The organism is Arthrobacter sp. ISL-72 (assembly GCF_018613755.1).
In the GTDB taxonomy this organism is placed as follows: Bacteria; Actinomycetota; Actinomycetes; order Actinomycetales; family Micrococcaceae; genus Arthrobacter.
Genome location: NZ_JAGGPP010000008.1, coordinates 241,973 through 268,037 on the forward strand (window position 1 = coordinate 241,973; position 26,065 = coordinate 268,037).

The 26,065-nt window shown below is 67.2% G+C and carries 17 protein-coding genes and 1 pseudogene; 13 read left to right on the forward strand and 5 right to left on the reverse strand.

Annotation, left to right across the window (positions count from 1 at the left end; all coding sequences use genetic code 11):
- Positions 1-2: 2 nt before the first annotated feature.
- Positions 3-1,302, reverse strand: a pseudogene (locus tag J7I92_RS09240) (HNH endonuclease).
- Positions 1,303-1,433: 131 nt separating this feature from the next.
- Here J7I92_RS09240 and J7I92_RS09245 point away from each other — a divergent pair.
- The 3 genes from J7I92_RS09245 to J7I92_RS09255 all read left to right on the forward strand — a co-directional run bounded on the left by J7I92_RS09245 (position 1,434) and on the right by J7I92_RS09255 (position 4,903).
- On the forward strand, positions 1,434-2,108 hold the full coding sequence (locus J7I92_RS09245) for a nucleoside triphosphate pyrophosphatase (RefSeq protein ID WP_214839688.1): 675 nt from the start codon (positions 1,434-1,436) through the stop codon (positions 2,106-2,108).
- Positions 2,109-2,301: 193 nt separating this feature from the next.
- Positions 2,302-4,086 carry a biotin carboxylase N-terminal domain-containing protein gene (locus J7I92_RS09250; protein ID WP_214840164.1) on the forward strand — a complete coding sequence of 595 codons (1,785 nt, stop codon included), beginning with the start codon at positions 2,302-2,304 and terminating at the stop codon, positions 4,084-4,086.
- A gap of 85 nt (positions 4,087-4,171) precedes the next feature.
- Positions 4,172-4,903 carry a glutamine amidotransferase gene (locus J7I92_RS09255; protein ID WP_214839691.1) on the forward strand — a complete coding sequence of 244 codons (732 nt, stop codon included), beginning with the start codon at positions 4,172-4,174 and terminating at the stop codon, positions 4,901-4,903.
- A 100-nt stretch (positions 4,904-5,003) separates the two neighbouring features.
- On the opposite strand, the gene J7I92_RS09260 is transcribed toward J7I92_RS09255, so the two are convergent.
- A complete protein-coding gene (locus J7I92_RS09260) occupies positions 5,004-6,416 on the reverse strand; it encodes an MFS transporter (protein ID WP_214839693.1) in 1,413 nt (470 codons plus the stop codon).
- Positions 6,417-6,696: 280 nt separating this feature from the next.
- Between J7I92_RS09260 and J7I92_RS09265 the strand changes: the two genes are divergently transcribed.
- The 4 genes from J7I92_RS09265 (at position 6,697) to J7I92_RS09280 (ending at position 12,836) form a co-directional block, all read left to right on the forward strand.
- Positions 6,697-8,172: an MFS transporter gene (locus J7I92_RS09265; RefSeq protein ID WP_214839695.1), complete on the forward strand. Its 1,476-nt coding sequence runs from the start codon at positions 6,697-6,699 to the stop codon at positions 8,170-8,172.
- A 1-nt stretch (position 8,173) separates the two neighbouring features.
- Entirely contained in the window at positions 8,174-10,438 is a 2,265-nt protein-coding gene (locus J7I92_RS09270) for a molybdopterin oxidoreductase family protein (RefSeq protein ID WP_214839697.1), read from the forward strand.
- Positions 10,435-12,036, forward strand: coding sequence for an FAD-dependent oxidoreductase (locus J7I92_RS09275; RefSeq protein ID WP_214839699.1), 1,602 nt, complete (start codon positions 10,435-10,437; stop codon positions 12,034-12,036). The genes J7I92_RS09270 and J7I92_RS09275 overlap by 4 nt, the downstream gene beginning before the upstream one ends.
- Before the next feature lie 125 nt (positions 12,037-12,161).
- Positions 12,162-12,836, forward strand: coding sequence for a hypothetical protein (locus tag J7I92_RS09280; protein WP_214839700.1), 675 nt, complete (start codon positions 12,162-12,164; stop codon positions 12,834-12,836).
- On the opposite strand, the gene J7I92_RS09285 is transcribed toward J7I92_RS09280, so the two are convergent.
- Positions 12,783-14,198, reverse strand: coding sequence for an NAD(P)H-quinone dehydrogenase (locus J7I92_RS09285; RefSeq protein WP_214839702.1), 1,416 nt, complete (start codon positions 14,196-14,198; stop codon positions 12,783-12,785). The genes J7I92_RS09280 and J7I92_RS09285 overlap by 54 nt on opposite strands.
- A gap of 95 nt (positions 14,199-14,293) precedes the next feature.
- On the opposite strand from J7I92_RS09285, the gene J7I92_RS09290 reads away from it, so the two are divergent.
- Positions 14,294-15,112, forward strand: a complete 819-nt coding sequence (locus J7I92_RS09290) for a purine-nucleoside phosphorylase (protein ID WP_214839704.1) — start codon at positions 14,294-14,296, stop codon at positions 15,110-15,112.
- Positions 15,113-15,143: 31 nt separating this feature from the next.
- On the opposite strand, the gene J7I92_RS09295 is transcribed toward J7I92_RS09290, so the two are convergent.
- Positions 15,144-15,635, reverse strand: coding sequence for an Rrf2 family transcriptional regulator (locus J7I92_RS09295; RefSeq protein WP_214839707.1), 492 nt, complete (start codon positions 15,633-15,635; stop codon positions 15,144-15,146).
- 97 nt (positions 15,636-15,732) lie between these two features.
- Here J7I92_RS09295 and J7I92_RS09300 point away from each other — a divergent pair, with 97 nt between their 5' ends.
- Positions 15,733-17,496 carry a phospho-sugar mutase gene (locus J7I92_RS09300; RefSeq protein WP_214839715.1) on the forward strand — a complete coding sequence of 588 codons (1,764 nt, stop codon included), beginning with the start codon at positions 15,733-15,735 and terminating at the stop codon, positions 17,494-17,496.
- A 1-nt stretch (position 17,497) separates the two neighbouring features.
- Here J7I92_RS09300 and nirD read toward each other — a convergent pair whose 3' ends face one another.
- Positions 17,498-17,863, reverse strand: coding sequence for a nitrite reductase small subunit NirD (gene nirD / locus J7I92_RS09305; protein WP_214839717.1), 366 nt, complete (start codon positions 17,861-17,863; stop codon positions 17,498-17,500).
- A gap of 292 nt (positions 17,864-18,155) precedes the next feature.
- Here nirD and nirB point away from each other — a divergent pair, with 292 nt between their 5' ends.
- The 4 genes from nirB to J7I92_RS24360 all read left to right on the forward strand — a co-directional run bounded on the left by nirB (position 18,156) and on the right by J7I92_RS24360 (position 26,059).
- Positions 18,156-20,780 (forward strand): nitrite reductase large subunit NirB, encoded by a 2,625-nt coding sequence (nirB, locus tag J7I92_RS09310; RefSeq protein WP_214839719.1) that lies wholly within the window; start codon positions 18,156-18,158, stop codon positions 20,778-20,780.
- Between the two features lie 22 nt (positions 20,781-20,802).
- Entirely contained in the window at positions 20,803-21,837 is a 1,035-nt protein-coding gene (cobA, locus tag J7I92_RS09315) for a uroporphyrinogen-III C-methyltransferase (protein WP_214839721.1), read from the forward strand.
- A 10-nt stretch (positions 21,838-21,847) separates the two neighbouring features.
- Positions 21,848-23,020 carry a uroporphyrinogen-III synthase gene (locus tag J7I92_RS09320; RefSeq protein WP_214839723.1) on the forward strand — a complete coding sequence of 391 codons (1,173 nt, stop codon included), beginning with the start codon at positions 21,848-21,850 and terminating at the stop codon, positions 23,018-23,020.
- Positions 23,021-23,185: 165 nt separating this feature from the next.
- The gene (locus tag J7I92_RS24360) at positions 23,186-26,059 is read left to right on the forward strand and encodes a GMC oxidoreductase (RefSeq protein WP_214839731.1); all 2,874 of its coding nucleotides are present in this window, start codon (positions 23,186-23,188) and stop codon (positions 26,057-26,059) included.
- Positions 26,060-26,065 lie beyond the last annotated feature (6 nt).

The window sequence follows — 26,065 nt, forward strand, 5'->3', positions numbered from 1 at the left end:
ACCTACGCCGCTAATGGAGCTGCCCGAAGTGCACGCCGTCGGGTCTTGGCGTGGTGGCGGAGTTCCTTCCGGCGGCGGGAGTCTGTGATGGGGCTACCGGCCTGAGAACCCGAAAGCGTTGTCCCCGGAAGTGGGGGTGCGGTGGAGTGGTAATGATGGCTGGTTGGGGTTGTTAGTTGGATGCCATGCCGGGCCCCGCCGGCGGCCTGTTGGCCCGTCGCCGGCTGCGCCTTCCAGCCCGGCGTTTCTTTGGTATGGTTGCAGGCCTCGCACAGCCCTGCACTGTTGGTTTGCGTTGTAACGCCGCCGCTGTGCCACGGAACAACGTGGTCGTAGTGGCGGATGGGGGCGTCGCAGTAGGGCGTGCGGCATGTATCGTCGCGGACCTGGATGAAGCGGCGGAGTCCCGCCGGGAAGAGCCGGGCCCGGGAGTCCATCGCCACTAACTCGCCCGTGGCGGGGGCCGTGTACAGGCGGCGCAGCCACACCTTGAAAGCCCGGTCCGAGGCATCCCCGAGAGTGGTGCGGGCCGAGCCTCCAGGAACAATGCCATAACCGGGGAGACGAACAGGCTCGCTGTCGCCTGGAAGAGCGTGCGATCGGTCATGACGAGCTGAATCTCGATCCCGGAGATCCCGCCCCGCGTGCCGGTGATACGTTCGACCAGCTCATCGGCCATGATCTGCCCGCGGGAACGCTCATCGCCCTCCGACCTGAGGGAATCGGCCTGCCCGCTCAGGGCGGCACGGACAGCTACACCTTGAGCGACCGGCAACAGTGCGGTCAGGTAACACATGGTGTCGGGAGCGGGGCGGAGACTGACGTGACGCTGGGTGGAAGCGTGGGCCGCGCGTTGCGTGACGGAGCGCGGGTCCCGCCGGTACACAGCGCGTGCCGCCGCCACCAAAGCCCGGTCACCTACACCGGGCAGAGTTCCTGTGTCGGGAGCGAGCTCCTCATCGACGGCAAGCGGCTGCCCTTGGCCGGGGATTCACGCCGGGCGAGGGCGATCTGAGCTGCGACTCCAGCACCAAGCTGGTCTGCGGGCATCCCTGCGGCGGCCTGCCGCCGGCGCTGCTGCTGATCAAACGCGACTGAAAGCCGCGCCTGGCGGGCGGCTAAGACAGATTTTTTGTCCTCCAGGGCCCGGATCTCATCGAGCAGGCCGGCGCTCTCTTCCTCAGGGGTCGCCCCGCTGAGCGGGAGCGCCGTATCTGCAGCTGCCTGCCCCGGAGGGCACGTGCAAGCGCACCCGCACCCCTTGGTCCCCGGAGCCGCTTCGGCTGCTTGTTTGCCGTACATGGTTCAAGTCTCGTGGTGACCTGCGACATTATTAGCCCGTTCGGTTTCGGGCAGGGGACGCTTTGGGTCCCGGGAGCGAAAAGGTTCCCCGCTCGCTTCGAGACTGTGCCCGTTCGAACTAGTCTGGAACCGTGACCCGCCTCATTCTTGCCTCCCAGTCCCCCGCCCGCACCAAACTCCTGAGCCATGCAGGCATCCGGCACGAAATCCTCGTCTCCGATGTGGACGAAGATGCCGTCCAGGCCCGCTACGGTGTGACGGATCCACATGACACCGCGCTTCTGCTGGCACGTGCGAAGGCTGAGGCTGTCGCCTCGCTGCCCGAAGCGGACGGCGCCCTGGTGCTCGGCTGTGATTCCGTCTTCGAGTTCGACGGCGAGGCGCACGGCAAGCCCTACACATCCAACGTCGCCAAGGAGCGGATGCTCCGCATGAGCGGCGCCATGGGCGTGCTGCACACGGGACACTGGCTGGTGGACTGCCGCGACACCGAGCCCGATGATCCGGCATCGGCCGGATCAGGCGCCACCATCGGCTCCGTGACGTCCGCCGAGGTCCACTTCATGGAGATGACGGGCGAGGAAATCGACGCCTACATCGCCACCGGCGAGCCGCTCCAGTGCGCCGGCTCCTTCACCATCGACGGGTACGGCGGGGCCTTCATCCGAAAGGTCGACGGCGACCCCCACACCGTCGTCGGACTCTCCATTTCCACCCTTCGCGGCCTGTTGGGCCAGGCCAAGGTGGGCATCACCGAACTCTGGACCGGGAACGCCATCGACCCGGCTGAAGTCCGGGCTGAGTGAGGCATTTCGCGACTCTTTGTAGCTTCCCTACAAAGGTCAGGAGCTTTACGCGCGGAATCCGCAAGTAATATCGGCGGAACCCTCAAAATCGCGCTAGGCTCCCTGAAGGAAAGAAGGAGACGCCTTGTCAGCAAAATCGGAGCAGTCCGCAAACCCAGAGCAGTCCACCGCCCCAAGCCACGCAGGTGCCGCCCTGACGAGCTCCAAGCGGCTCAGCAAAGTCCTGATCGCCAACCGCGGTGAAATCGCTGTGCGCATCATCCGCGCCGCCCGCGATGAAGGCATCTCCTCGGTGGCTGTATACGCGGACCCGGACCGCGACGCCCTGCACGTCCGCCTCGCGGACGAAGCCTACGCGTTGGGCGGCAACACCGCCGCGGAGTCCTACCTGGTCATGGAAAAGCTCATTGAGGTGGCTCACCAGTGCGGCGCCGACGCCATCCACCCCGGCTACGGCTTCCTGGCAGAAAATGCACAGTTCGCGGCCATGGTGATCGGCGCCGGCATCACCTGGATCGGACCGTCCCCTGAGGCCATCTCCGCTCTCGGCGACAAGGTCCAGGCCCGTCACATCGCCGAGAAGGTCGGCGCACCGCAGGTTCCCGGAACTGCTGATCCGGTGGAATCCGCCGAAGAAATCCTTGAATTCGTGGACAAGTTCGGCCTGCCGGTCGCCATCAAGGCTGCCTTCGGCGGGGGCGGGCGCGGCATCAAGGTGGCCCGCACCCGCGAGGAAATCCCCGAGCTCTTCGAATCCGCCGTCCGTGAGGCCACCGCCGCCTTCGGCCGGGGCGAATGCTTCATCGAGCGCTTCCTTGACGCGCCCCGACATGTCGAGACCCAGTGCCTCGCAGATGCGTACGGCAACGTCGTTGTCGTTTCCACCCGTGACTGCTCGCTGCAGCGGCGCAACCAGAAACTGGTCGAAGAAGCTCCGGCGCCGTTCCTGACCGAAGAACAGAACCGCCGCCTCTACGAATCCTCCAAGGCCATCCTCAAGGAGGCAGGCTACCTCGGCGCCGGAACCTGTGAATTCCTGGTGGGCCAGGACGGCACTATTTCCTTCCTGGAGGTCAACACCCGCCTCCAGGTAGAGCACTGTGTCTCCGAGGAAGTCACCGGAATCGACCTGGTCCGCGAACAGTTCCGGCTGGCGCGCGGCGAAAAGCTGGGCTACGACGACCCCGAGGTCCGTGGCCACTCCATCGAATTCCGCATCACCGGCGAAGACCCGGGCCGGAACTTCATGCCGGCCCCCGGCACCATCAGCACGCTGAAAAACCCCACCGGCCCGGGCATCAGGATCGATTCCGGCGTCGAACAGGGCGACATCATCAGCGGGAACTTCGACTCGATGCTCTCCAAGCTGATCGTCACCGGCGCTACCCGCGAGCAGGCCCTGCAGCGCTCCCGCCGCGCCCTGGAGGAGATGGTGGTCGAGGGCATCCCCACCGTCATCCCCTTCGACCTCGCCGTCGTCACCAACCCCGACTTCGCCCCCGAGGAGGGACCGTTCAAGGTCCACACGCGCTGGATCGAGACGGCGTTTGTCAACGATATTCCGGCCTGGACGCCGAACGGCACCGAAGGTGAAGCGGCCGACGACGGCGATCGCCAGCGCGTCGTCGTCGAGGTGGGCGGCAAGCGCCTTGAGGTGGTGCTTCCGGCGTCGCTTGGCAGCTTCAGCGCCGCGGGCGGCTCCGCCAAACCGGCAAAGGCCAGGAAGCGCACCCGTTCGGGCGGCCCGGCGGCAGCCGCCGGCGGCAACGCCCTGGCGTCCCCCATGCAGGGAACCATCGTGAAGGTGGCCGTTTCCGAAGGCGACGTGGTGGCCGAAGGCGATCTCGTCGTCGTGCTTGAAGCGATGAAAATGGAGCAGCCGCTCACGGCACACCGGGCCGGCACCATCACGGGCCTGGCCGCCCTCGCGGGCGAGACGGTTTCCGCCGGCGCCGTGATCGCCACGATCGAGGACTAAGCCCGCCCCGGGTACCACCACCGCATTCACCGCCGCCCCCGGCGCGCCCATGGCGCCCGGGGGCGGCTCCGTGCAGACTTAGCGTGTGAAGCCTTTTCTGTTGCTTGCATCGCGCGCCGAGGACAAGGCCGCCGAGGAAGAATACGAGGCCTACCTCCGCTATGGCGGACTCGAGCCCGATCAGCTGATGCGCATCCGGATGGAAGCCGGGCCACTGCCGGAACTGGACCTTTCCGGCTATTCCGGGGTGATTGTGGGCGGCAGCCCCTTCACGTCCAGCGACACGCCTGAGCACAAAACCGCCACCCAGCATCGGGTGGAGCGCGAGCTCTCCCTGCTGCTGGACCGCCTGGTGCCTGCGGATTTCCCGTTCCTCGGCGCCTGCTACGGGGTCGGAACGCTGGGCCTGCACCAGGGAGCGGTCATCGACCGGACCTACGGTGAGGGGCTTGGCGGCACCACCATCAAGCTGACGGCCGAAGGGCTCCAGGACCCACTCCTGCGCGGGCTGCCGGAAAGCTTTACGGCCTTCACCGGCCATAAGGAAGGCTGCACCGTCCTGCCCTCCCACGCGGTGCTCCTGGCCAGCTCCGCGGTCTGCCCGGTGCACATGTTCCGGATCAAAAACAACCTGTATGCCACGCAGTTCCACCCGGAGCTCGATGCGGAGGGGCTGATTACACGGATCGACATTTACCGCCATGCCGGATACTTTCCGCCCGAGTCTGCCGAGATGCTCATGGAGAATGCCCGGCAGTTCAGCGCGACGGAACCCATGAAGATCCTCCGCAATTTCGTGGAGCTCTACGCGCGCTAGCGGCGCGGAACAGCAGTCACAGGAAAGCAGGCACGGAACAGCAAATGCCCGGCACATCCCTGAAGGAGTGCCGGGCACTTGTTGTGAAAGGCGAGACGGGTCAGGCTACGTTGTTCTCGTAGTCCAGGTCGCGGGTTTCCCTGCTCAGGTACAGCGCCACCAGGGTCAGGACCGCCATGACGGTCAGGTAGATACCGACCAGGACGGGACTGCCGTCAGCCTCTTCCCAGAGCGCGACCGCGATGAACGGTGCCACAGCGGCGCCCAGGATGCTGGAAACGTTGTAGCTGACGGCGGAGCCGGTGTAGCGCACATTGGTCGGGAACAGTTCCGGCAGCAGCGCGCCCATCGGCCCGAATGTGAGCCCCATCAGGGAAAAGCCGATGACGAGAAGTGCCATGGTGCCGATGAAGCCGCCGCTGAACAGCGGGACGAAAAGCAGCCCGAAGACGAAGATTCCGCCGGTCACGGCCAGCAGCATCTTGCGGCGGCCGTATTTCTCCGCCAGCGGCCCGGAGACCAGGGTAAAGATCCCGAAGAACACGACGCCGGCGATCAGCATCCAGAGGAAGTCGTTGCGGGTGTATCCCAGGCCGGGCACGAACGCCGCGGCGGCTGCCTCGGTCATCGGCTTGCCGGCCTTCTCCGCGGCCGCCTTGGCGGCGTCAAGGGTGGCTGGGCGTGTGCCGTACGTCAGCGTGAACGTGGTCATTAGGTAGAAGAGCACGTAGGTGGCGAGCATGATGAACGTGCCCAGGATGAGCGGGCGCCAGCTGGTCTTGAAGACACGGCCGATGGGGAGCTTGGCCACCTCGTTGGATTCCAGGACCTTGGTGAAGGCCGGCGTTTCGATGAGCTTCAGCCGGACGTAGAGGCCGATGATCACCATGACCGCGCTCAGCAGGAACGGAACACGCCAGCCCCAGGCTTCGAAGGCGGCCGGGGAAAGGACGTAGCTGGCCACAAGGAAGATCACGTTGGCAATGATGAAGCCGATGGGCGCGCCGAGCTGCGGGAACGTCCCGTAGATCGCCCGCTTGTTGGCGGGGGCGTTCTCCGTGGCCAGGAGGGCTGCGCCGCTCCATTCGCCGCCCAGCGCGAGGCCCTGGGCGAAGCGCATGACCACCAGGAGCGCCGGGGCCCAGAAACCCCAGCCCGGGACCAGCGCCGTGGGAAGGCAGCCGATCAGGAACGTGGCAATGCCCATGGTGAGCAGCGAGGCCACCAGGGTACCCTTGCGGCCGAACTTGTCCCCGAAGTGGCCGAAAACGATGGAGCCCAGCGGACGGGCGATAAACGCGACGCCAAACACTGCGAACGAGCTCAGCAGCTGGGTCGTTTCATTCTGTCCCGGGAAGAACAGCCTGGGGAACACCAGTACGGCCGCCGTGGCGTAGACGTAGAAGTCGTAGAACTCCACGGTGGTGCCGATCAGGCTGGCGACGATCACCCGCCCGCGCGAGTTAACCTGCTTGGCCGACCCCGGCTGGGGTGAAGTGGCAGTGGAAGACATGTAGTAACGCTTTCGTGAGAACCGGGCGTCCATCCCAGGAGGCTGCCCGGCTAAGGGATACATAGGTCTCAATAATAGTTCCGCTGGTCCATCGACTGGACAAAGGGTCCATGATGCGGACGGCGCGGATCGTCTCACGATAAGGGCTGCCCGGCCCGGCCTAACGCCCCCACAGAAGCCCTGATAGGCAAACTTCACAGCACGTTAACAAACGGCGACTGTTCACGAAACGCGCCGTCTCTACCGTGGAAGGACAACAAACCCCCCAAGGAGGTACACCGTGACTGTTGAACGCAACGGAGATGCCGGAGCCGGCAATTCCCCTGAAACTGGCTCCGAACCGTGGCACGGGAGCGTTGCCACATCATCCAGCGCACAGCCCGGCACTACCCGCACCGCTGACGCCCCCGCCCTTGAAATCCGCCCCGGCCGCTGGATCGCCAACTGGGATGCGGAGAACAAGGACCAGTGGGAATCAGCCGGACGCTCCATCGCCCGCCGGAACCTGAACTGGTCCATCTTCGCCGAATTCCTCGGCTTCGTCGTCTGGCAGCTCTGGTCCATCGTGGTGGTCCAGCTCCCGGCAGCAGGCTTCACGTTCTCCACTTCTGAAATCTTCTGGCTGATCTCCATGCCCAGCCTGGTGGGTGCCACACTCCGCATCCCCTACACGTTCATGGTTCCCAAGTTCGGCGGCCGCAACTGGACCATCGTCTCGGCGCTGCTCCTCCTGATCCCCTCCACCGGGCTCGCGCTGTGCGTCTCCAACCCGGAGACACCGTTCGGAGTCATGCTCCTGGTCGCTGCCCTTGCCGGCTTCGGCGGCGGCAACTTCGCCAGCTCCATGGCCAACATCACGTTCTTCTACCCGGCCCGCGAAAAGGGCTGGGCGCTCGGCCTGAACGCCGCCGGCGGAAACCTCGGCGCCGCCATTGCACAGCTCGCAGTTCCGATCGCCATCACGGTCCTGGCCGCCGGCACGGTGAACCTCCCCGTCGCAGGCCTCATGTGGGTCCCGCTGATCCTGCTTGCCGCGTTCGGTGCCTTCAAGTACATGAACAACCTCACCAGCGCCAAGGGCGATGTGGCCGGATCCGTGGCCGCGCTCAAGGAACCGCACCTGTGGGTCATGGCGCTGCTGTACATCGGCACCTTCGGCTCATTCATCGGCTTCGCCGGTGTGTTCCCCAAGCTCATCAAGGACTACTTCCCCGCTTTCTCCTCCATCGGAGTGGGAACGGTCGCACTCTCCCTGGCTTTCCTCGGCCCGCTGGTCGGTTCGCTGGCCCGCCCGTACGGCGGACGCATGGCGGACCGGATGGGCGGCGCCCGCATGACGGTTACCGCTTTTGCCTCCATGGCGGTCATCACGCTCACCATGATCTGGACCCTGCCGCTGAAGAACTTCTGGCTCTTCCTGGCCCTGTTCCTCATGCTCTTCACCGCGAGCGGCTTCGGAAACGGCGCCACGTACCGCATGATCCCGGTCATCTTCGCCACCAACAGCCGCGCCGCACGCAAGGGCGCCAGCTCAGTGCAGACCCAGCGGCTGGCGTCCTCGGCCCTTGGACTCATCTCCGCCATCGGCGCCTACGGCGGATTCGTTATCCCGCAGGTGCTGAACGCCTCGAACACCGCCAGCGGCTCCTACACCCCGGCGTTCTACGGCTTCGTCGGAGCCTATGTGCTGATGCTGGCCGTGTGCTGGTTCTGCTACATCCGCAACGCCAACCGAAATGCGATGGGACACGTCTAACATGACCAAAAGCGCCGATACGCACTGCCCCTACTGCGCCTTGCAGTGCGCCATGACGCTGAAGTCCCCGGCGGCCCCTGCCGCAACCGGTCTGACCCCGGCTACCCAGCCGGGGTCAGACCCCGTGCCGGCTCCGGCCGCAAACCTTGCGCCAAACCAGGCAGCGCCGGAACTGGATGCACCCGTGTTGGAAGTGTCCGGACGCGACTTCCCCACCAACCGGGGCGGCCTATGCCGGAAGGGCTGGACATCGGCCTGGCTGCTGAGCCACCCCGGGCGTGTCACCGAGCCCATGCTGAAGGGCTCCGACGGCGTCCACCGACCTGTCAGCTGGGATGACGCCCTGAAGCTCATCACTGCTGCGGTCAAGGACACCCGCGCCCGCTACGGCGCGGACGCCGTCGGCGTATTCGGCGGCGGCGGCCTGACCAACGAAAAGGCCTACCAGCTGGGGAAGTTCGCCCGGCTTGCCCTGGGCACATCCAGGATCGACTACAACGGCCGGTTCTGCATGTCCTCAGCGGCCGCGGCCGGGATGCGGGCGTTCGGCGTTGACCGCGGGCTGCCGTTCCCGCTGGAGGCGCTGGACACCGCCAGCACCATCCTGATGCTCGGCTCCAACGTTGCCGAGACCATGCCGCCCTTCGTGCAGCACCTCCAGGGAGTGCGCGACGCCGGCGGGCTGATTGTGGTGGATCCCCGCCGCTCAGCCACGGCGGCGTTCACGTCCGACGGCGGCGGCCTCCACCTCCAGCCGCTGCCGGGCACGGACCTCACCCTCCTGCTGGGCCTTTCCCACGTGGTGATCCACGAAGGTCTGGCGGACACCGAATTCATCCAGGCGCGCACCAGCGGCTTCGAAGCCCTGGCCCGCAGCGTCAACGCCTTCTGGCCCGAACGCGTCCAGTCCCTGACCGGCGTGCCCGCGGACATGATCCGCGAGACGGCCCGCAGGCTGGCCCACGGTGCCACCCGGGGCGGAAGCTACATCCTCACAGGCCGCGGCGTGGAACAGCACGTGGACGGAACGGACACCGCCACCGCCGCCATCAACCTGAGCCTGCTGCTGGGCCTGCCGGGTTCGGCGCGCAGCGGCTACGGCACGCTGACCGGCCAGGGCAATGGGCAAGGCGGCCGCGAGCACGGCCAGAAGGCCGATCAGCTCCCCGGCTACCGCAAGATCACCGACCCCGCTGCCCGCGCGCACATGGCCAAGGTGTGGGGTGTGCCGGAATCCCTGATTCCCGGCCCCGGCCTCCCCGCCGTCCAGCTCCTGAAGTCCCTGGGACAGCCCGACGGGGTCCGCTGCCTCTTCGTGCACGCCTCCAACATCGCCGTGGCCTCCCCCGATGCCAACGCCGTCATCGACGGGCTTCGCAGCCTGGACTTCCTGGTGGTCTGCGATTTCTTCGTCTCCGAGACGGCGGCCGAAGCCGACCTCATCCTCCCGGTCCTGCAGTGGGCCGAGGAGGAAGGCACGCTGACCAACCTCGAGGGGCGCGTCCTGCGCCGCCGCCGCGCACTGGAGCCGCCGGCAGGTGCCCGGAGCGAACTATGGATCATGGCCCGGCTCGCCGAAGCGCTCGAGGCTCCGTCCACTTATAGCGAGGATCCGGAGACGGTGTTCGAGGAACTGCGCCTGGCCTCCGCCGGCGGTCTCGCTGACTACTCAGGGATCGACTACGCCATGCTGGACCGCGGCGAAGCCGCCTACTGGCCCTACCCCGCCGGCAGCACCGGCACGCCGCGGCTCTTCCTGGACAGCTTTGCGCATGCCGACGGCAAGGCGGTCATGACCCCGGTGGCGCCGCGCCGCCGTCGTACTCCTGCCGCGAACCCCGGCCCGGACATGACAGGCCAGGGCGCCAAGAGCATGACGCTCATCACCGGCCGCCTGCTGGAGCACTACCAGTCCGGGGCGCAGACCCGCCGCGTATCCGAGCTGTTGGCTTCCCAGCCGGAGGCCAGGATGCAGATCCACCCTGCAGCGGCTGCCTCTATGGGCATCACCGACGGTTCATTCGTCTCGGTGGCCAACGAACGCGGCGAGGTGCTCTGCCGCGCCGAGCTCAGCACGGCGATCCGGCCGGAGACGGTCTTCCTGCCGTTCCACTTCCCCGAACTCGAAAGTGCCAACCGCCTCACGGAGGCCGCCACGGACCCCATTTCCGGGATGCCCGAATTCAAGTTCAACAAGGTGTGGGTGCGGGTGGCCGCGGACGGACTTCAGAACAGCGTTCTTCAGACAACATCGGAGGCCTCATGAGTGAGCAGATTGTAATTGTTGGCTTTGGTCCGGTTGCCGCACGGCTGGTCGATGAACTGCTGCCCGCCGTGCGCAGCGGACTGGCCCGCCTGACGGTCATTGGCGAGGAGGCCGACGCCGCGTACAACCGCGTGCTGGTGGCCGACCTCGGCGTCGGGCGCACCACTGCCGGTGCGCTGGCACTCTCCGACGCTGCGGCGCTGATCGCCGACGGCGTGGACGTCCGGCTCGGCGTCCGCGTCCGCCGGGTGGACCGCGCCCGCCAGCAGGTGGTCCTCACCGACGGCAGCACCCCGCATTACGACCGGCTGGTGTTCGCGACGGGCTCGCGCCCGGTAATCCCCAACCTCACCGGAATCAACCCGGATCCGGCGGCGCCCGTGCTGCCCGCCGGCGTAACGGCCCTGCGCGACCTGCGCGACGCCGAGGTGCTTCGTGAGGCCGTTGCCGGCGGCAAGCGCGTTGTGGTGCTGGGCGGCGGCGTCCTCGGACTTGAGACGGCCCTGGCCGCCGCCGAAGAGGGGGCGACTGTCACCGTGGTGCATAACGGAGCGCATCCGCTGGGCCGCAACATCGACCGCGGCGGCGGTGCGGTGCTGGCCGCCAGCCTGCGCAACTGCGGCGTCCGCATGGCCGGCAATGCGCGCTCCACCGGCGTTGAACACAACGCTCCCGGCGGCGGCTTCTCCGCCTTGTTGCTCGACGACGGGTCAGCGATCGACGGCGATCTGCTGGTACTGTCCTGCGGCGTCCGTCCGCGCGTGGAGCTGGCGGAGGGCTGCGGGCTGTCCACGGCCTCGGGCATCCTCGTGGACCACAAGCTGCGGGCCCACCACGAGCCGCACATTTTCGCGATCGGCGACTGCGCCGAAGTCCGCTGCCCGGACCCGTCCTGCAGTGATTGCCGGGCAGCCCGCGGGCCGTCCGGGCTGGTTGGCCCGGGCTGGCGCCAAGCCGAGTGGCTCGCCGAGTACCTCACGCTCCTTGCCGAGTGTTCAGCCGAGGGTACCGGTGACGGACCAGTTGAGGCCGGGCCGGTGGAAGCAGCGGAGCTCCTTCCTGAGCTGCCGATGGAAAAGCCGGGCGTGATCGTCCTCAAGGCCCGCGGCATGAACATGGCCGTGGCCGGCGACAACACTGCCGACCCGTGGGACGACGAGATCCTGATGGCCGGCGCGGTCAGCAGCCGCCCGCGGCTGCAGGTTGCCCAGTGGGCTGACCCCGAGCACGGCCGCTACGTCAAGATGACGACGCGCGGCGGCGTGCTGGAAGGGCTGGTGGTGGTGGGCATGCCCCGCACCGCGGCGGAACTCGTGTCCCTGTTCGAGCGTGGCGATGAGCTCCCCGCCGACAGGTCCCTGCTGCTGCGGCTGGACGGACCGGACCAGCTGGCTGCCGCCGGCGCCAGCGACCCCGGGCGTACCGTGTGCCGCTGTGCGGGGGTCACCGGAACGAAGATCGAGGACGCCGTTGTCGATGGCTGCTCAACCGTGGCCGAGGTTTCCGGCGCCACCCGCGCAGGAACCGGCTGCGGCGGCTGCCACTCCGACATCAAGGACATCATCGAAAAACACTTCCAGGCGGCAGCCGCCGCCTGAGGTGAGGTGAGGCGGGCCGCCGAAACTGGATACCGGCTCCCCTGCGGGACTTAGGCCCCTTGCCTTCGGACTGCACCCCTGCGTGTCATGGAAGCTACGGTCCGTGCGTCTGCAGGAGGGCTGCCATGTTCGCCGTTACGATCTACCTGGCCGCGGCCGCACTCCTTGTGGCTGCCGCCGTCATGGGGACGGTGTGGATGCGGCAGCCGGACCGTTCAATCCGGGTCCGCGCGCTGGTCTGGACCGCAGCGGGCATTATGGCCGCCTTCATGGTCCTCGCCGGCACGTTCATCAGCGGCTTCGCCCTGGCCGATCCGGGGGGCGCCGACGGATTCCTGCTGGTGCTGTCCTGGGCTGTCCCCATGACGGCGCTCGCCGTGCTTGCCTGGCTGCGCCCCGCATGGGCTGCCCGCGTGCTGGCGGTGCTGACCGCCTTGCTGGTCCTCGCCGGCGTGTGGTTCGCCCTGGACTCCGCGTCGTGGCGGGAGTTCGAGAACGCCAACGGCCCTGTCCGCGCGGTGGCAGTTCTTGTCCTCGCGTTTCCGGCTGCCGTCCTGGGGCTGGACCGGACTGCCGCCGCGGGGTGGCTGCTGGTCACTCTCGGCCTCGGACCCCTCGGGTTTTCAGCGCTTGGCAGCCTATCCGGAGTGGTTGCCCTCTCCGCGATCAGCGTGGTTCCGCTGATCAGCGGTCTGTTGTTCCTCGTCGCCGCCAGGATGAGCAGCCGGCAACCCGGCCCCCGCACATCACATGTGGACGTGCAGGCGCCGGGCCGCTTCAGAAATGGAACCGCTGAGTGACGGGTACACCGTAAAGGTGCTGGCGACGTCGTCGACGTGCAGTTTCTGCTTCACCGCGATGGCGATCGCGAAAATCAGCTCGGACGCGTTCGCCCCGACCACGACGCCGCCGATCACGGTCCCTGATCCCTTGCGCGCGAAGATCTTGACGAAGCCGTCCTTGACGTTGCGCATCTTGGCCCGGGCGTTGCTCTTCAGGGAGAGCTTGATGATGTCGCCCTGGTACTTGCCGGACTCGATCTCGGCCTCCGAGACACCCACGGAGGCGATCTCCGGCGACGTGAAAATGTTGGACGCCACCTGGTGCAGCTTGATGGGTGTCACCTGGTCGCCCATGAAGTGTGCAATGGCAATGCGGCCCTGCATGGCGGCGACCGAGGCGAGCGCCAGGACGCCGGTGCAGTCGCCGGCGGCGTAGATGTTCGGGGCTGTGGTGCGGGAGACGCCGTCCACCTTGATGTGGCCGCTCTCGGTCAGCGCCACGCCGGCTTCCTCCAGGCCGATGCCCGCCGTGTTGGGGATGGAGCCCACACACACCAGGCAGTGGCTGCCGCTGACCTTCGAGCCGTCACCGAGGGTGACCATCACGCCGTCGTCGGTCCGTTCCACGGTCTCGGCGCGCGAGCGGGACAGCACCTTCACGCCGCGGCGTTCGAAGACTTCTTCCAGCACCTCGGCGGCGTCCGTGTCGGAGCCGGGAAGCACCCGGTCGCGGCTGGAGATCAGGGTGACCTTCGAGCCCAGGCCGTTGTATGCGGAGGCGAACTCAGCGCCCGTCACGCCGGAGCCCACCACGATCAGTTCCTCCGGCAGTTCATCCAGGTTGTAGATCTGTGCCCAGTTCAGGATCCGTTCACCGTCGGGCCGTGCCGTGGGCAGTTCCCGCGGGTGCGCTCCGACAGTCAAAAGGATGGCGTCCGCCTCGACGGTTTCCGTTCCTTCTGCGGTCAGGACCTCGAGGGTGTGGTTGTCCACGAGCTTGCCGGAACCATTGAGGATACGGACATTCTGGTGCTCCAGGCCGGTCTGGATGTCGCGGGACTGCTGGCGCGCGAGGCCGAGCAGGCGGTCGTTGATGTGCTTGAGATCGGCGCGCATGACCGGAACGAAGTCCCCGCCGTCGACGTCGAACTTGACCCCCAGCTCCCCGGCACCGCTAACGCGGGTCATCAGATCCGCCGTCGCGATCAGGGTCTTGGAAGGTACGACGTCGGTCAGCACCGCGGAGCCGCCCAAGCCCGCACGCTCAATGATGGTGACCTGCGCCCCTAGCGAGGCGGCCACCATTGCGGCTTCATAGCCGCCTGGCCCTCCGCCGAGAATTGCGATGCGAGGCGAGCTGAAATCCGGATGCGTAGTCACAATGATCTATTCTCTACCCATCGGCGGCCGCACACCAATAACAGGGAGCTGCGCCACTGCTGGGCAGGGCATCGCGGGCACGATAGCTTGTATCAGTGAGTAATACAGAATTCCTGAACACGGACCCTTTTGACGCAGCCCGCGCTGCCGCCGACTACATTGCGGAGGAGACGGGCGTCGACAGCCACGACGTCGCGCTGGTGCTCGGCTCAGGCTGGGCCGAGGCCGCGGAGCTGATCGGCGAAACGACGGCCACGCTGTCCGCGGACGAGGTCCCCGGCTTCTCCCCGCCTGCCGTGGAAGGCCACGTGGGAACCATCCGGTCGGTCCTCACAAGGGAGGGCAAGCGCGCCCTGGTGCTCGGCGCCCGCACCCACTACTACGAAGGCAAGGGGGTCCGCGCCGTGGTGCACGGAGTCCGGACGGCTGCAGCGGCAGGCTGCAAGACCTTCGTGGTCACGAACGGCTGCGGCGGCCTCAACGAAAGCTGGGCCCCGGGCACTCCAGTGCTCATCAAAGATCACATCAACCTCACCGCCGCCTCACCACTGGAAGGCGCGACCTTCGTTGACCTGACAGATCTGTACTCCGCCCGAATCCGGAAACTGGCCCGCGACGTTGACCCGTCCCTCGATGAAGGCGTGTACGCGCAGTTCACCGGCCCGCATTATGAAACGCCGGCGGAGGTGCAGTATGCCAAACGGATCGGGGCCGACCTCGTCGGCATGTCCACAGCGCTGGAAGCCATTGCCGCCCGGCATGCCGGCATGGAGGTTTTCGGCATCTCACTGGTCACCAACCTTGCCGCCGGCATCAGCCCCGTGCCGCTGAGCCACGAGGAAGTCCTGGAAGCCGGGCATGCCGCCGGTCCGCGCATCTCCAGGCTGCTTGCGGACATCATCGCCAAGCTCTGACAGCAGCTTACCGCTGCTGCCCGCCGGGTTTTTACCTGTGGTTCCTGGCGGGCATCAGCCGGCGAAGCGTGCCCACCCGCGACCCTGGAAACTTCCGTTCCAGTGAGGCGGCAATGCCCGCAATGGTCTGCCGGGACAGCGTCTGCCGCCACGCAAGCTCGGCCTGCCGCATGGTCTGGGACACCAGGCAGCTGCGGAGGTAGTCTGCGCCGGGATCCGCTCCCGGGGTGTTAGCGAGGATCGAATCACAGCGAAAGGCCGGTTCCGGACCTTCAATGGCCAGGACCACGTCCAGCACGGTAATTTTTTCCGCCGGCCGCGCCAGCTGGAAGCCCCCGCGCGGTCCCGACACGGAGGACAGAATGCCAGCCCGTACCAGTGCCTGCAGTTGCTTGTTCAGATAGGCAGCAGGGAGCTGGTACAACTCCGCCAGCCGGCCGCTGTTGACCGCCTCTCCCGGGGGCGCCCAGGACATGTCGACGCAGCAGTGCAGGGCCCACTCGACGCCCTGCCCCATCTTCATTTTTCAGACACTACTTGTCCGGAAAATTTGGTGTCAAGGATGCGTTTGGGTGCTTCCCGCGCAGCGCTTTGCTGCGGTTAGACGATAGCTTGTTCCTATGACGTCTTCCGATGCCGAACTTCCGCTGTTGCTGAGCGATGCCCGGGTTTGGGCCGCCCAGGACCCGGATCCCGCCACTTCCGCAGCCTTGGCCGAACTGATCCGGCTTTCCGAGGACGGAGTTCCCTCCGCCCGTCAGGCACTCGCGGACAGCTTCAGCGGAACACTGCAGTTCGGCACGGCAGGGCTGCGCGCGGAGCTTGGCCCCGGCCCCAACCGGATGAACCGCGTGGTTGTCCGGCGCGCAGCCGCCGGTTTCGCCGCTTTCCTGACCGCCGCCGTCGGGGAAGCCGCTCCCGGAACCGCACCCCGCGCCGTCGTCGGCTACGACGCCCGGCACAATTCCGATATCTTCGCCGAGGAAACGGCGGCCATCTTCACGGCCGCAGGAATCGAAACCTTCCTGATGCCGCAGGCGCTCCCCACGCCGTTGCTCGCCTACGCCGTCCGGGCGCTGGACTGCGACGGCGGCGTGATGGTCACGGCCAGCCACAACCCTCCCCAGGACAACGGCTACAAGGTGTACCTCGGCCGGCATGCGGTGGAGAACAGCGGCCGGGGCGCGCAGATCGTGGCACCGTACGATGAGCGGATCGCCGCGGAAATTGGCCGCGTGGGAACGGTGGAATCGATCAAGCTGGCGCCTGCGGGCTGGACCGTGCTTGAGCCGTCCATCGCAGCGGACTACCAGGCAGCGGTGGCTGGCCTGGCCCTTTCCAGGCAGTTCCCGGCCCGGGACTTGAAAATTGTCCTGACGCCCATGCACGGCGTCGGTGGAGAAACCGCCGTTTCCGTGCTGAACGCCGCCGGATTCGGGGACGTCACCCTGGTCTCAGAGCAGTCGCAGCCGGACCCTGACTTCCCCACCGTGAACTTCCCCAATCCCGAGGAGCCCGGCGCGCTGGACCTTGCCTTGGCAACGGCAGCCCGTGTGGGCGCGGACATTGTGCTGGCCAACGACCCCGACGCCGACCGCGCAGCCGTGGCAGCCAAGGACCCGGATTCGGGGGCGTGGCGCATGCTACGCGGTGATGAGGTGGGCGCATTGCTGGGCGCGCACGTTGTGGCCAGGCTTGCCGCCGGCAGTGAGGGCCCTGCGGGCGGCACTGCGGGCACGGCCCAGGGCGTCTTCGCGAACTCGATTGTTTCCTCGCGGCTGCTGGCACGGATTGCCGCTGCGGCCGGGTATGCCCACGAGGAAACCCTCACCGGGTTCAAATGGATTTCCCGCGTTCCCGGCCTGCTCTACGGCTACGAGGAAGCACTGGGCTATTGCGTGGCACCCGAACTCGTCCGGGACAAGGACGGCATCTCGGCGGCGGTGCTCATCGCGGAACTCGCAGCTGCGGCCAAGGCGGACGGCAAGACGATCTTCCACACGCTGGACGAGCTGTACCTGGTGCACGGTCTGCACGCCAGCGACCAGCTCAGCATCCGCGTGGCGGACCTGGGCCTGCTGGACGCCATGATGAACCGGCTCCGGGTCAATCCCCCGGAATCATTTGGCGGATCCGCCGTCGAAGCGTTCCGGGACCTGGCCGAGGGCAGTGAAAACCTGCCGCCGACGGACGGCCTGCTTTACCTGACGAAGGATCTCAGCCGGGTGATCATCCGTCCCAGCGGCACGGAGCCGAAGCTCAAGTGCTACCTGGAGGTCATTCAAAGCGTGGGCTCCGCTGCAGAGCTGCCCGGAGCGCGGCAGGCGGCCCGGGCAGCGCTCGACGGCGTTCTGGGGGACGTGCGGGAGGCCCTGGGGCTGTAGGTTAGAGCTCGACTTCGACGAAGCCGTCCACGACACGGGCCGGGAACGTGGGGAGGCGAAGTCCGGCGGTGCCAAAGCATTCGCCGGTTTCCAGGTCGTAGACCTCTTTGTGCAGCGGGGATGCAATGGTGGGGCGCGATCCGCGCGAGCCAACAATGCCGCGTGCCATCACGTGCGCCCCGGTGGCGGGATCTTCCTGCGCCACGGCGAACACCTCGCTGGCCGCGGTGCGGAACAGCGCCACCTGGCGGCCGGCGATCAGTGCAGCCTCACCCCATGCCAGCTCCAGTTCCTCCACGGCGCAAACACGGTTCCAGCCCGTTGCAAATCCGGCGGTCTGGTGGTCAAGTTCAAGTATTGCGGTCATTTCCGGCCCCTCTCGCATTGCTTGCGGCCCGGCGCTCTTGGGATGCGCAGCGGGCCCGGACCGCCGACGCGGCCACATCACCAAGCTAGGGCTGCGGTGTTTCAACAGCGTGCAGTCAATGTGTCCGGCACGTAAAAGGCAACTCACCTGTCCGGAAATCCATTCGTGATGCAGAAGTTAAGTTCACGAAACATAAGGGAAACTGAAGCGAAACTGCCCTTGCCTAGTCTGGATGGACACCTCGATTGAGATGGTCGCAGATCACCGCTGCGCCCCATGCGAAAGGCCCACAGTGACCGGACAGACTTCAAGCACAAAGACACCACGCCGCATCGTGGTCGCCGGCGGCGGCCCCGCGGCCCACCGTTTTGCGGATGCAATGCATGCCCGTGGCCTTGAAGGCTGGCATGTGACTGTCCTCACCGAGGAAGCGCACCTCCCCTACGACCGCGTAGCTCTCTCGAAGGCCCTCACCGATATGGATTATGACCTCACCTTGGGTGAGGCCGCCATGTGGGACCACGCTTCCATGGACCTGAAGACCGGCGAGCGCGTGGTCAAGATCAATGCCGAAGCCAAGACGGTGGAAACCGCTGCCGGCAACACTTTTGAATACGACGAACTGGTGGTCGCCACCGGTTCGAATGCGGCCCGCCTGCCGATCCCGGGCGCCGAGCTCACCCACGTCTACCGCACGCTTGAAGACGTCTGGGCCATCAACAAGGCCATCGCCGAGCTGACGGAAAAGCTCGGCCGCAAGGTCAACGCCGTCACCATCGGTGGCGGCCTCCTCGGCCTCGAGTCGGCCGCCGGCACGGAGCAGCTCGGTGCAACGCCGATCGTCATCGACGGTTCGCAGTGGCTGATGGCCACCCAGCTGGACGAAGGAGCGGGCCAGGCAATGGGCCGGCTCATCAAGGCCAAGGGCTTTGAAGTCCACGGCGGCGTCTTCCCGTCGGAAGTCCTCTCCGACGGCGACGGCCAGGTCACAGGCGTCCTCATGGCCGACGGGCGCATCATCGACGCCGACATGGTGATTGTCGCCATCGGCGTCCGGCCCCGCGATGAACTCTTCCGCGCCGCCGAGGGCGAGGAACAGCTGTTCAGCCTGGGCCAGCGCGGCGGTGTGGTCATCAACGACTACTGCGCCACCGAAGTACCGGGCATCTGGGCCATCGGTGAAGTAGCCAACTTCGGCGGCATGTGCCTGGGCCTTGTTGCCCCGGCCAACACCATGGCGGAGATCGTGGCCGACCGCCTGCATGGCGGGGATGCCACCTTCCCCGGCTTCGACACCGCCACCAAGCTGAAGCTGTCCGGCGTGGACGTTGCCAGCTTCGGCGACGCGTTTGCCAAGACCGAGCACGCCCTCGAAATTGTTTACGCCGACCCCGCCCGCGGCGTCTACCAGAAGATTGTCACCACCGATGACGCCAAGACCCTGCTGGGCGGCATCTTCGTGGGCGACGCCTCACCGTACATGAGCCTGCGTCCGCTCCTCGGCCGCGAACTTCCGGCCGAACCCGGCGCGTTCCTCAGCGCGGCCGGAGGCGGCGACGCCCCGGAAACGGAACTGCCGGACGACGCCACCCTGTGCTCCTGCAACAACGTCACCGCCGGAAGCATCCGTGACGCCATCAACGGCTGCGGCGCCTGCGAGGGCAACGCACCGGTCCAGGAACTCGGCGAACTCAAGGGCTGCACCCGCGCCGGAACCCAGTGCGGCTCCTGTGTGCCGATGCTCAAGAAGCTCCTGGAAACGGAACTTACCAAGTCCGGCGTCGAAGTTTCCAAGGCCCTGTGCGAGCACATCGAGCTGTCCCGCCAGGAACTGTTCGACGCCATCCGCGTCCTGGAACTGACCTCCTTCGAAGAGATCATGGCCAAGTACGGCACCGGCGCCGGCTGCGATATCTGCAAGCCGACCATCGCCAACATCCTGGCAAGCCAGAACAGCGCCTACGTCCTGGATGCCGGCCGCGGCACCCTGCAGGACACCAACGACCGCGCCCTCGCCAACATGCAGAAGGACGGCACATACTCGGTGGTCCCCCGCATCGCCGGCGGCGAGATCACCCCGAAGAAGCTCGGCGTCATCGCCGCCGTGGCCGAGAAGTACAACCTGTACACCAAGATCACCGGCGGACAGCGCATCGACATGTTCGGTGCCCGGCTGGAGCAGCTGCCGGAGATCTGGAAGGAACTGGTGGACGCCGGCTTCGAATCCGGCCAGGCCTACGGCAAGAGCCTGCGCACGGTGAAGTCCTGCGTCGGTTCCACCTGGTGCCGCTTCGGTGTCCAGGACTCGGTGGCCATGGCCATCCAGCTGGAACTGCGCTACCGCGGCCTCCGCAGCCCGCACAAGCTCAAGATGGGCGTCTCCGGCTGTGCCCGTGAATGCGCCGAAGCCCGCGGCAAGGACGTCGGCGTGATCGCCACGGCTGACGGCTGGAACCTGTACGTCGGCGGCAACGGCGGTGCCACCCCGGCCCACGCCCAGCTGCTGGCCAAGGACCTCGACGACGAGACGCTGATCAAGTACATCGACCGCTACTTCATGTACTACATCCGCACCGCCGACCGCCTGCAGCGCACCGCGCGCTGGCAGGAAGAGCTCGACGGCGGCATCAAGCACGTGGAGGACGTGGTGGTCAAGGACACCCTGGGCATTGCCGAGGACCTTGAGGCAGCCATGGCCAAGCACGTCGACACCTACATTGACGAATGGGCCGACACCCTGAAGGATCCCGAGCGCCTGCGCCGGTTCCGCTCCTTCGTCAACGCTCCGGACCAGAAGGATGACTCCATCACCTTCGTCCCGGACGAGCGCGGCCAGATGCGCCCCGCCACGGCTGAGGAGAAAGGAAAGGTCCTGATCGGCTCTTCCATCCCCATGCGGCCCTCCACTGAGAACTGATTGACGAGAACGAGGTATAGCCATGCAGCTCAGCATTGATCTCACCGGCCGTGAAGTCCTGGTCACCGGCTCAGACCACGCCGCACGGCAGGCGGTCCGCCGCTACCAGGCTGCCGGCGCCGTCGTCTCCCGCCTCAGCACCCCGGAGGGCGCAAGCTCCGACGGACCGCTGCCCGAACGTCTGTTCCTCGTGGCCGCCGTCGACGACGCCCAGCCCGGCTGGGACGCACTGCTGGACCGGTGCCGGGAAGCCGGCATCCCGGTTTCGATGGAATCCGCCGCAGGCGCAGTCGGCCACGTGACCCTGGTGGGCGGCGGCCCCGGCGTCAGCGAGCTGCTGACTGTGGCCGCCGTCAAGGCACTGCGCGATGCCGACGTCGTCTTCTACGACCGGCTCGCACCCTACCAGGAGCTGCCGTCCCTGACCTCGGCCGAGCTGGTGGATGTGGGAAAGCAGCCCGGCCACCACAAAGTCAGCCAGGGCGACATCGAGAAGCTCATGGTGCAAAGCGCGCTGGCCGGCAACAACGTGGTGCGGCTCAAGGGCGGCGACCCCTACGTATTCGGCCGCGGCGGCGAAGAAGTGGCAGCCTGCGTGGCAGCCGGCGTACCGGTCAAGGTCATCTCCGGCGTCACCAGCGCCATCTCCGTTCCGGCGGCCGCCGGAATTCCGGTGACGCACCGCGAAGTCAGCCACATGTTCACCGTGGTGTCCGGCCACGCACCGCTGACCGAGAAGGAGCTCACCCACCTCGCCGGGCTGGGCGGGACCATCGTGGTCCTCATGGGCATCGGAACACTGCACCAGCTGGCCGCCGGACTGCGGCGGGCCGGCATGCGGGCAGACATGCCGATGGCCGTCGTCGAACGCGGCTACCGCCCCGGACAGCGCACCACCATCGCCCAGCTGGGTACGATTGTCACAGCGGCCGCCGATTGCACCAACCCGGCAGTGCTTGTCATCGGCGAGGTGGTGCGGGTGGCTGAAGCCAACCGCGGGCACGCCGAGGCGGCGGCCGATCTCGACCGCCTCGCAGCGTCACTGATGGGATCGTGAAAGTAACACCATGAGCGCCTTGAACTCTATTGCCCCCGCTACGGCTCCCGCGGCTTCCGGCCCGCAGGACTCCCCTGCTGCCGACGGCCCGGACGCGCCCCTGGAGGGGTTCCGGATCGGCGTGACGTCGCATCGGCGTTCCCAGGACCTGATCGAGGCCCTGGAACGGCGCGGAGCGGAGGTGCTGCACGCGCCTGCGCTGAAGATCGCGCCGGTGCAGGAGGACATGCGCCTCATCGATGACACCCGCGCCATCATCGCTGCCAAGCCCGATCTTTGCATCGCCACCACCGCCTACGGCATGCGCCGCTGGTGCGAGGCGGCCGACGCTTCGGGCATCGGCGACGAACTGCTGGAGACCCTCGCTGCCTGCCGGATGTTTGTCCGCGGACCGAAGGCGCGCGGTGCCGTCCGCGCCGCCGGACTCGCCGACGTCGGGATCAGCAGTGACGAAACCACGGCCACGCTAGTGGACATGCTGCTGAAGGAAGGCGTCCGCGGCAAGACCGTGGCAGTCCAGCTGCACGGCTACACTGACGTCCGCCAGCTCGAACGCCTCAAGATGTCCGGCGCCACCGTCCTCACGGTTACGCCCTACCGCTGGGTCAAGCCGGACGGCGAGGACAAGCTGCCGCGGCTGATCGAGGCCGCCTGCAGCGGCAACCTGGACGTCCTGACCTTCACCAGCGCACCGGCTGTCGACGCAATGTGGAGCACCGCCCACGAGATGGGCCTCTACAAGCAGCTCGTTGACGCCCTCAAGACCACGGTCACCACCGCCGTCGTCGGTCCCATCACGGCGCAGCCGCTGCTCGACGCCGGGCTGTCCCCGCTCATTCCTGAACGGTTCCGGATGGGGGCCCTGATCCGGCTTGTATGCGAGCATCTCGCCCTGAACCACGTGCGCCGCCTGGACACCCGGTCCGGCAGCGTGGAGCTCCGCGGACGGTCGCTGCGGATCAATGGCGAACCGGTCGAAATGGCGCCGGCACCGCTCCTGCTGCTGCGGGCCCTGCTCGGGGCCGAGGGCGCTGTCCTCTCGCGGGAATCGCTTTCCGACCTGCTCGAACTGCGCGGCTCCGTGCACGCGCTGGACATGACCGTCAGCCGGTTGCGCTCCTCACTTCCGGACGGCCGGATGGTTGAAACCGTCGTCAAGCGCGGATACCGGATCCGGGTCTAGCGCCTCCCGCCGCCCCTGCCGGCTCCGCCGCCCGTGGACAGACCCGGGCCGCAGTGGGAACATGTCGCTAGGGTTTGCGTTTGACCGCCCCATGGCAGGTACCGCACCGTTCAGATGCGCGGCCGCAGGGTGGTTCGGCGGGTCTGCTCTTCCGAGGGGAATTGCGTGGAACCGGTGGTGAATGGCGGCGACGATCCCGCGGAGTCTGTGGACGCCGTGGTGGTGGGTTCCGGCTTTGGCGGATCGGTAGCGTCCTACCGCTTGGCAGCCGGCGGCCAGTCCGTGGTCCTCATGGAACGGGGCAAGGCGTACCCGCCGGGGAGCTTCGCCAGGACACCGTCCGAGATGGGCCGGAACTTCTGGGATCCGGACCGAGGACTCTACGGGCTTTTTGACGCCTGGACCTTTCGCGGCCTGGAAGGGATTGTCTCCAGCGGGCTGGGCGGCGGCTCCCTCATCTACGCGAACGTACTGCTGCGCAAGGACGAAAACTGGTTCGTCCAGGAATCTCCCGTGCCCGGCGGCGGCTACGAAAGCTGGCCGTTCAGCAGGCAGGACCTCGATCCGTACTACGACGCCGCCGAAGCCATGCTCCGCCCCGTTCCCTATCCCTACCAGGACACCCCGAAGACGTTGGCCATGGAAACCGCCGCCCGGGCCCTGGGGCTCAGCATCACGCGGCCACCCATCGCCGTCACCTTCTCCCCGAAGCCCGGCGCCGCACCCGTGAGGAACCACGTGCTGCCGCCCGCCCCGTACGGAAGCGTCCATGGCGAAGGGGCAGTACGCACCACGTGCACGCTCTCCGGCGAGTGCGACATCGGCTGCAACGCCGGTGCCAAGAACACCCTGGACCACAACTACATCTCCGCGGCCAAGGCTGCCGGGGCGGACATCCGGACCCACCACGACGTCCGCGGCATCCGCCCCCTTGCGGCAGGCGGCTATGAAGTCCGCTACGTCATCCATGATCCGGCCGACGCCACGCCCGGGCTCCTGCGCGAACAGGTCATCCATTGCCGCCGGCTCATCCTCGGCGCCGGAGCCTTCGGCACCACGTTCCTGCTGCTGCGCAACCGGGCGTCGCTGCCGGCGCTGAGCCCCGCCCTGGGCACCCGGTTTAGCGGCAACGGGGACCTGCTGGGCTTCGTCCTGGACGCCAAGGACCCCGACGGCATTACGCGCACGCTCTCCGGCAGCATCGGGCCGGTGATCACCACGGCCATCCGGACCGCCGATTCCACCGACGGCGGCGAGGGACGCGGTTACTACATCGAGGATGCCGGATACCCCTCGTTCATGAATTGGCTCCTCGAAACCGGACAGTTCCGCCAGGTGGCGAAGCGGGCCGGAAAGGTGATGGTCCAGCTCTTGAAGGACCGGTTGTTCCAGGCCCAACGTTCCAACATCTCCGCCGACCTGGCGGCTGCCCTGGGTGATGGACGGCTTTCGGCGTCGTCGGTGCCGCTGCTGGGCATGGGTCGGGACATACCGGACGGGGTCATGACCCTGCAGGGCGGCCGGCTGGCCATCAACTGGACCCTCGCCACCTCCGCCTCCTACTTCGGCCGGATGCAGGCCACCATGCACGCGATCGCCGAGGAACTGGGCGGGAGCTTCAAGCAGAATCCGCTCTGGTGGAGTAAGCGCGTCATCACGGTGCATCCGCTGGGCGGCGCCCCGGCCGGGCGGAACAGCAGCGAAGGGGTGTGCGACTCCTTCGGTGAGGTGTTCGGCTACCCCGGGCTGTACGTGGTGGACGGCGCGGTGATGCCCGGGCCGGTGGGCGCCAATCCGGCCCTCACCATCGCAGCCTTCGCCGAGCGCACCTGCGACCGGATCCTGAACGGGCGGGCAGGCGACAATCAGCGGGGCGGCTTGGACAGCGCCAACCTCCCGAACCGGAATGCCGACGGCGGGACTGGCGACGGCGGGACTGCCGAGTACGCTGTCGCCCCGCCGCGCGCACTGGTGCCGGATGCCACCAAAGGCGCGAAGGCACCGGAGGAAGAAAGAATCTTTGGACCGCGGGCCGCGGGCCGGGCACTGGGGGTGCCGGGCGCCGTCGGACCCTCCGCCGTCGGGCTTCCTGCCGTTGGGGTGCCTGCCGTTGGGATGCCTGCCAGCGAAGCCCTGCAGGAGGCTCAAATCGAGGAGGAAGCCGAAGCCGCCGCCACCGGACCCACGTCCGTCAGCTTCACTGAACAGATGCACGGGTGGTTCAGCGCCGGAGTTGCCGATCCCGAGACCGGCCGCAGCCTGGGCCGGGACCGCAGCCGTCGGATGATGTTCGAGTTGACCATCACCGCCCCGGACATTGACGTGTTTGTCCGGGATCCGCTGCACCCGGCGGCAGCGGAAGGCTACGTCCTCGCCGACCAGTTCGGTGGCCGCCTGCCCGTGGAACGCGGCTGGTTCAATCTCTTTGTCCAGGACGGCTTTGTCCAGGACGGCGGTCCGGACGGGGTTGGAAAGGCCGACGGCGCGGCCGGCCGGAAGATGCTTTACCGGCTCTGGCTGCGGGACCCCGGCGGGACTCCGCTGACTTTCGTGGGGCACAAGGACATCCGCAATGATCCCGGGCTCGACGTCTGGGGCGACACCACGACGCTCTACGTCACCGTCCTCCGCGGGCACGTACCCCCGCCGGACCACACGCCGGACCCGGATCACACGCCGCGCCCGGACCCCACCACCGAGGCGCCTATGAGTTTTCGTCCAGATACGGGGACTTCCGGGGCCCTAAGCTCGCGTTATGTGGACAAAAACCCGGTGGCGGGGGCAGGCATGCTATACATCCGGCCCTGGGATTTCGCCCGCCAGTTGACCACCTTCCGCGCGGTTGGCCCGGCCCCGGCGAGCGCCCTTGCCGCCTTCGGCAAGCTGTTCCTCGGCGAACTGTGGCAGGTGTACGGCCGCCCCGCCAACCGGGGATCAGCCAACCGGGGAAGCGTCCACCGGGGATCAGCCAACCGGAGAAGCGTCCACCGGGGAACCGCCCACCGGGGATCCGCCGGCAAGGTCTCCGGCCGGCAATGAAGGGCC

What these genes read in the sequence shown, in the direction of transcription:
- J7I92_RS09320 (WP_214839723.1), top strand. Translation starts at nt 21,848, where the DNA reads ATGAGCGCCTTGAACTCTATTGCCCCCGCTACGGCTCCCGCGGCTTCC.
- cobA (WP_214839721.1), top strand. Translation starts at nt 20,803, where the DNA reads ATGCAGCTCAGCATTGATCTCACCGGCCGTGAAGTCCTGGTCACCGGC.
- J7I92_RS09270 (WP_214839697.1), top strand. Translation starts at nt 8,174, where the DNA reads ATGACCAAAAGCGCCGATACGCACTGCCCCTACTGCGCCTTGCAGTGC.
- J7I92_RS09280 (WP_214839700.1), top strand. Translation starts at nt 12,162, where the DNA reads ATGTTCGCCGTTACGATCTACCTGGCCGCGGCCGCACTCCTTGTGGCT.
- nirD (WP_214839717.1), bottom strand. Translation starts at nt 17,863, where the DNA reads ATGACCGCAATACTTGAACTTGACCACCAGACCGCCGGATTTGCAACG.
- J7I92_RS09300 (WP_214839715.1), top strand. Translation starts at nt 15,733, where the DNA reads ATGACGTCTTCCGATGCCGAACTTCCGCTGTTGCTGAGCGATGCCCGG.
- J7I92_RS09275 (WP_214839699.1), top strand. Translation starts at nt 10,435, where the DNA reads ATGAGTGAGCAGATTGTAATTGTTGGCTTTGGTCCGGTTGCCGCACGG.
- J7I92_RS09260 (WP_214839693.1), bottom strand. Translation starts at nt 6,416, where the DNA reads ATGTCTTCCACTGCCACTTCACCCCAGCCGGGGTCGGCCAAGCAGGTT.
- J7I92_RS09295 (WP_214839707.1), bottom strand. Translation starts at nt 15,635, where the DNA reads ATGAAGATGGGGCAGGGCGTCGAGTGGGCCCTGCACTGCTGCGTCGAC.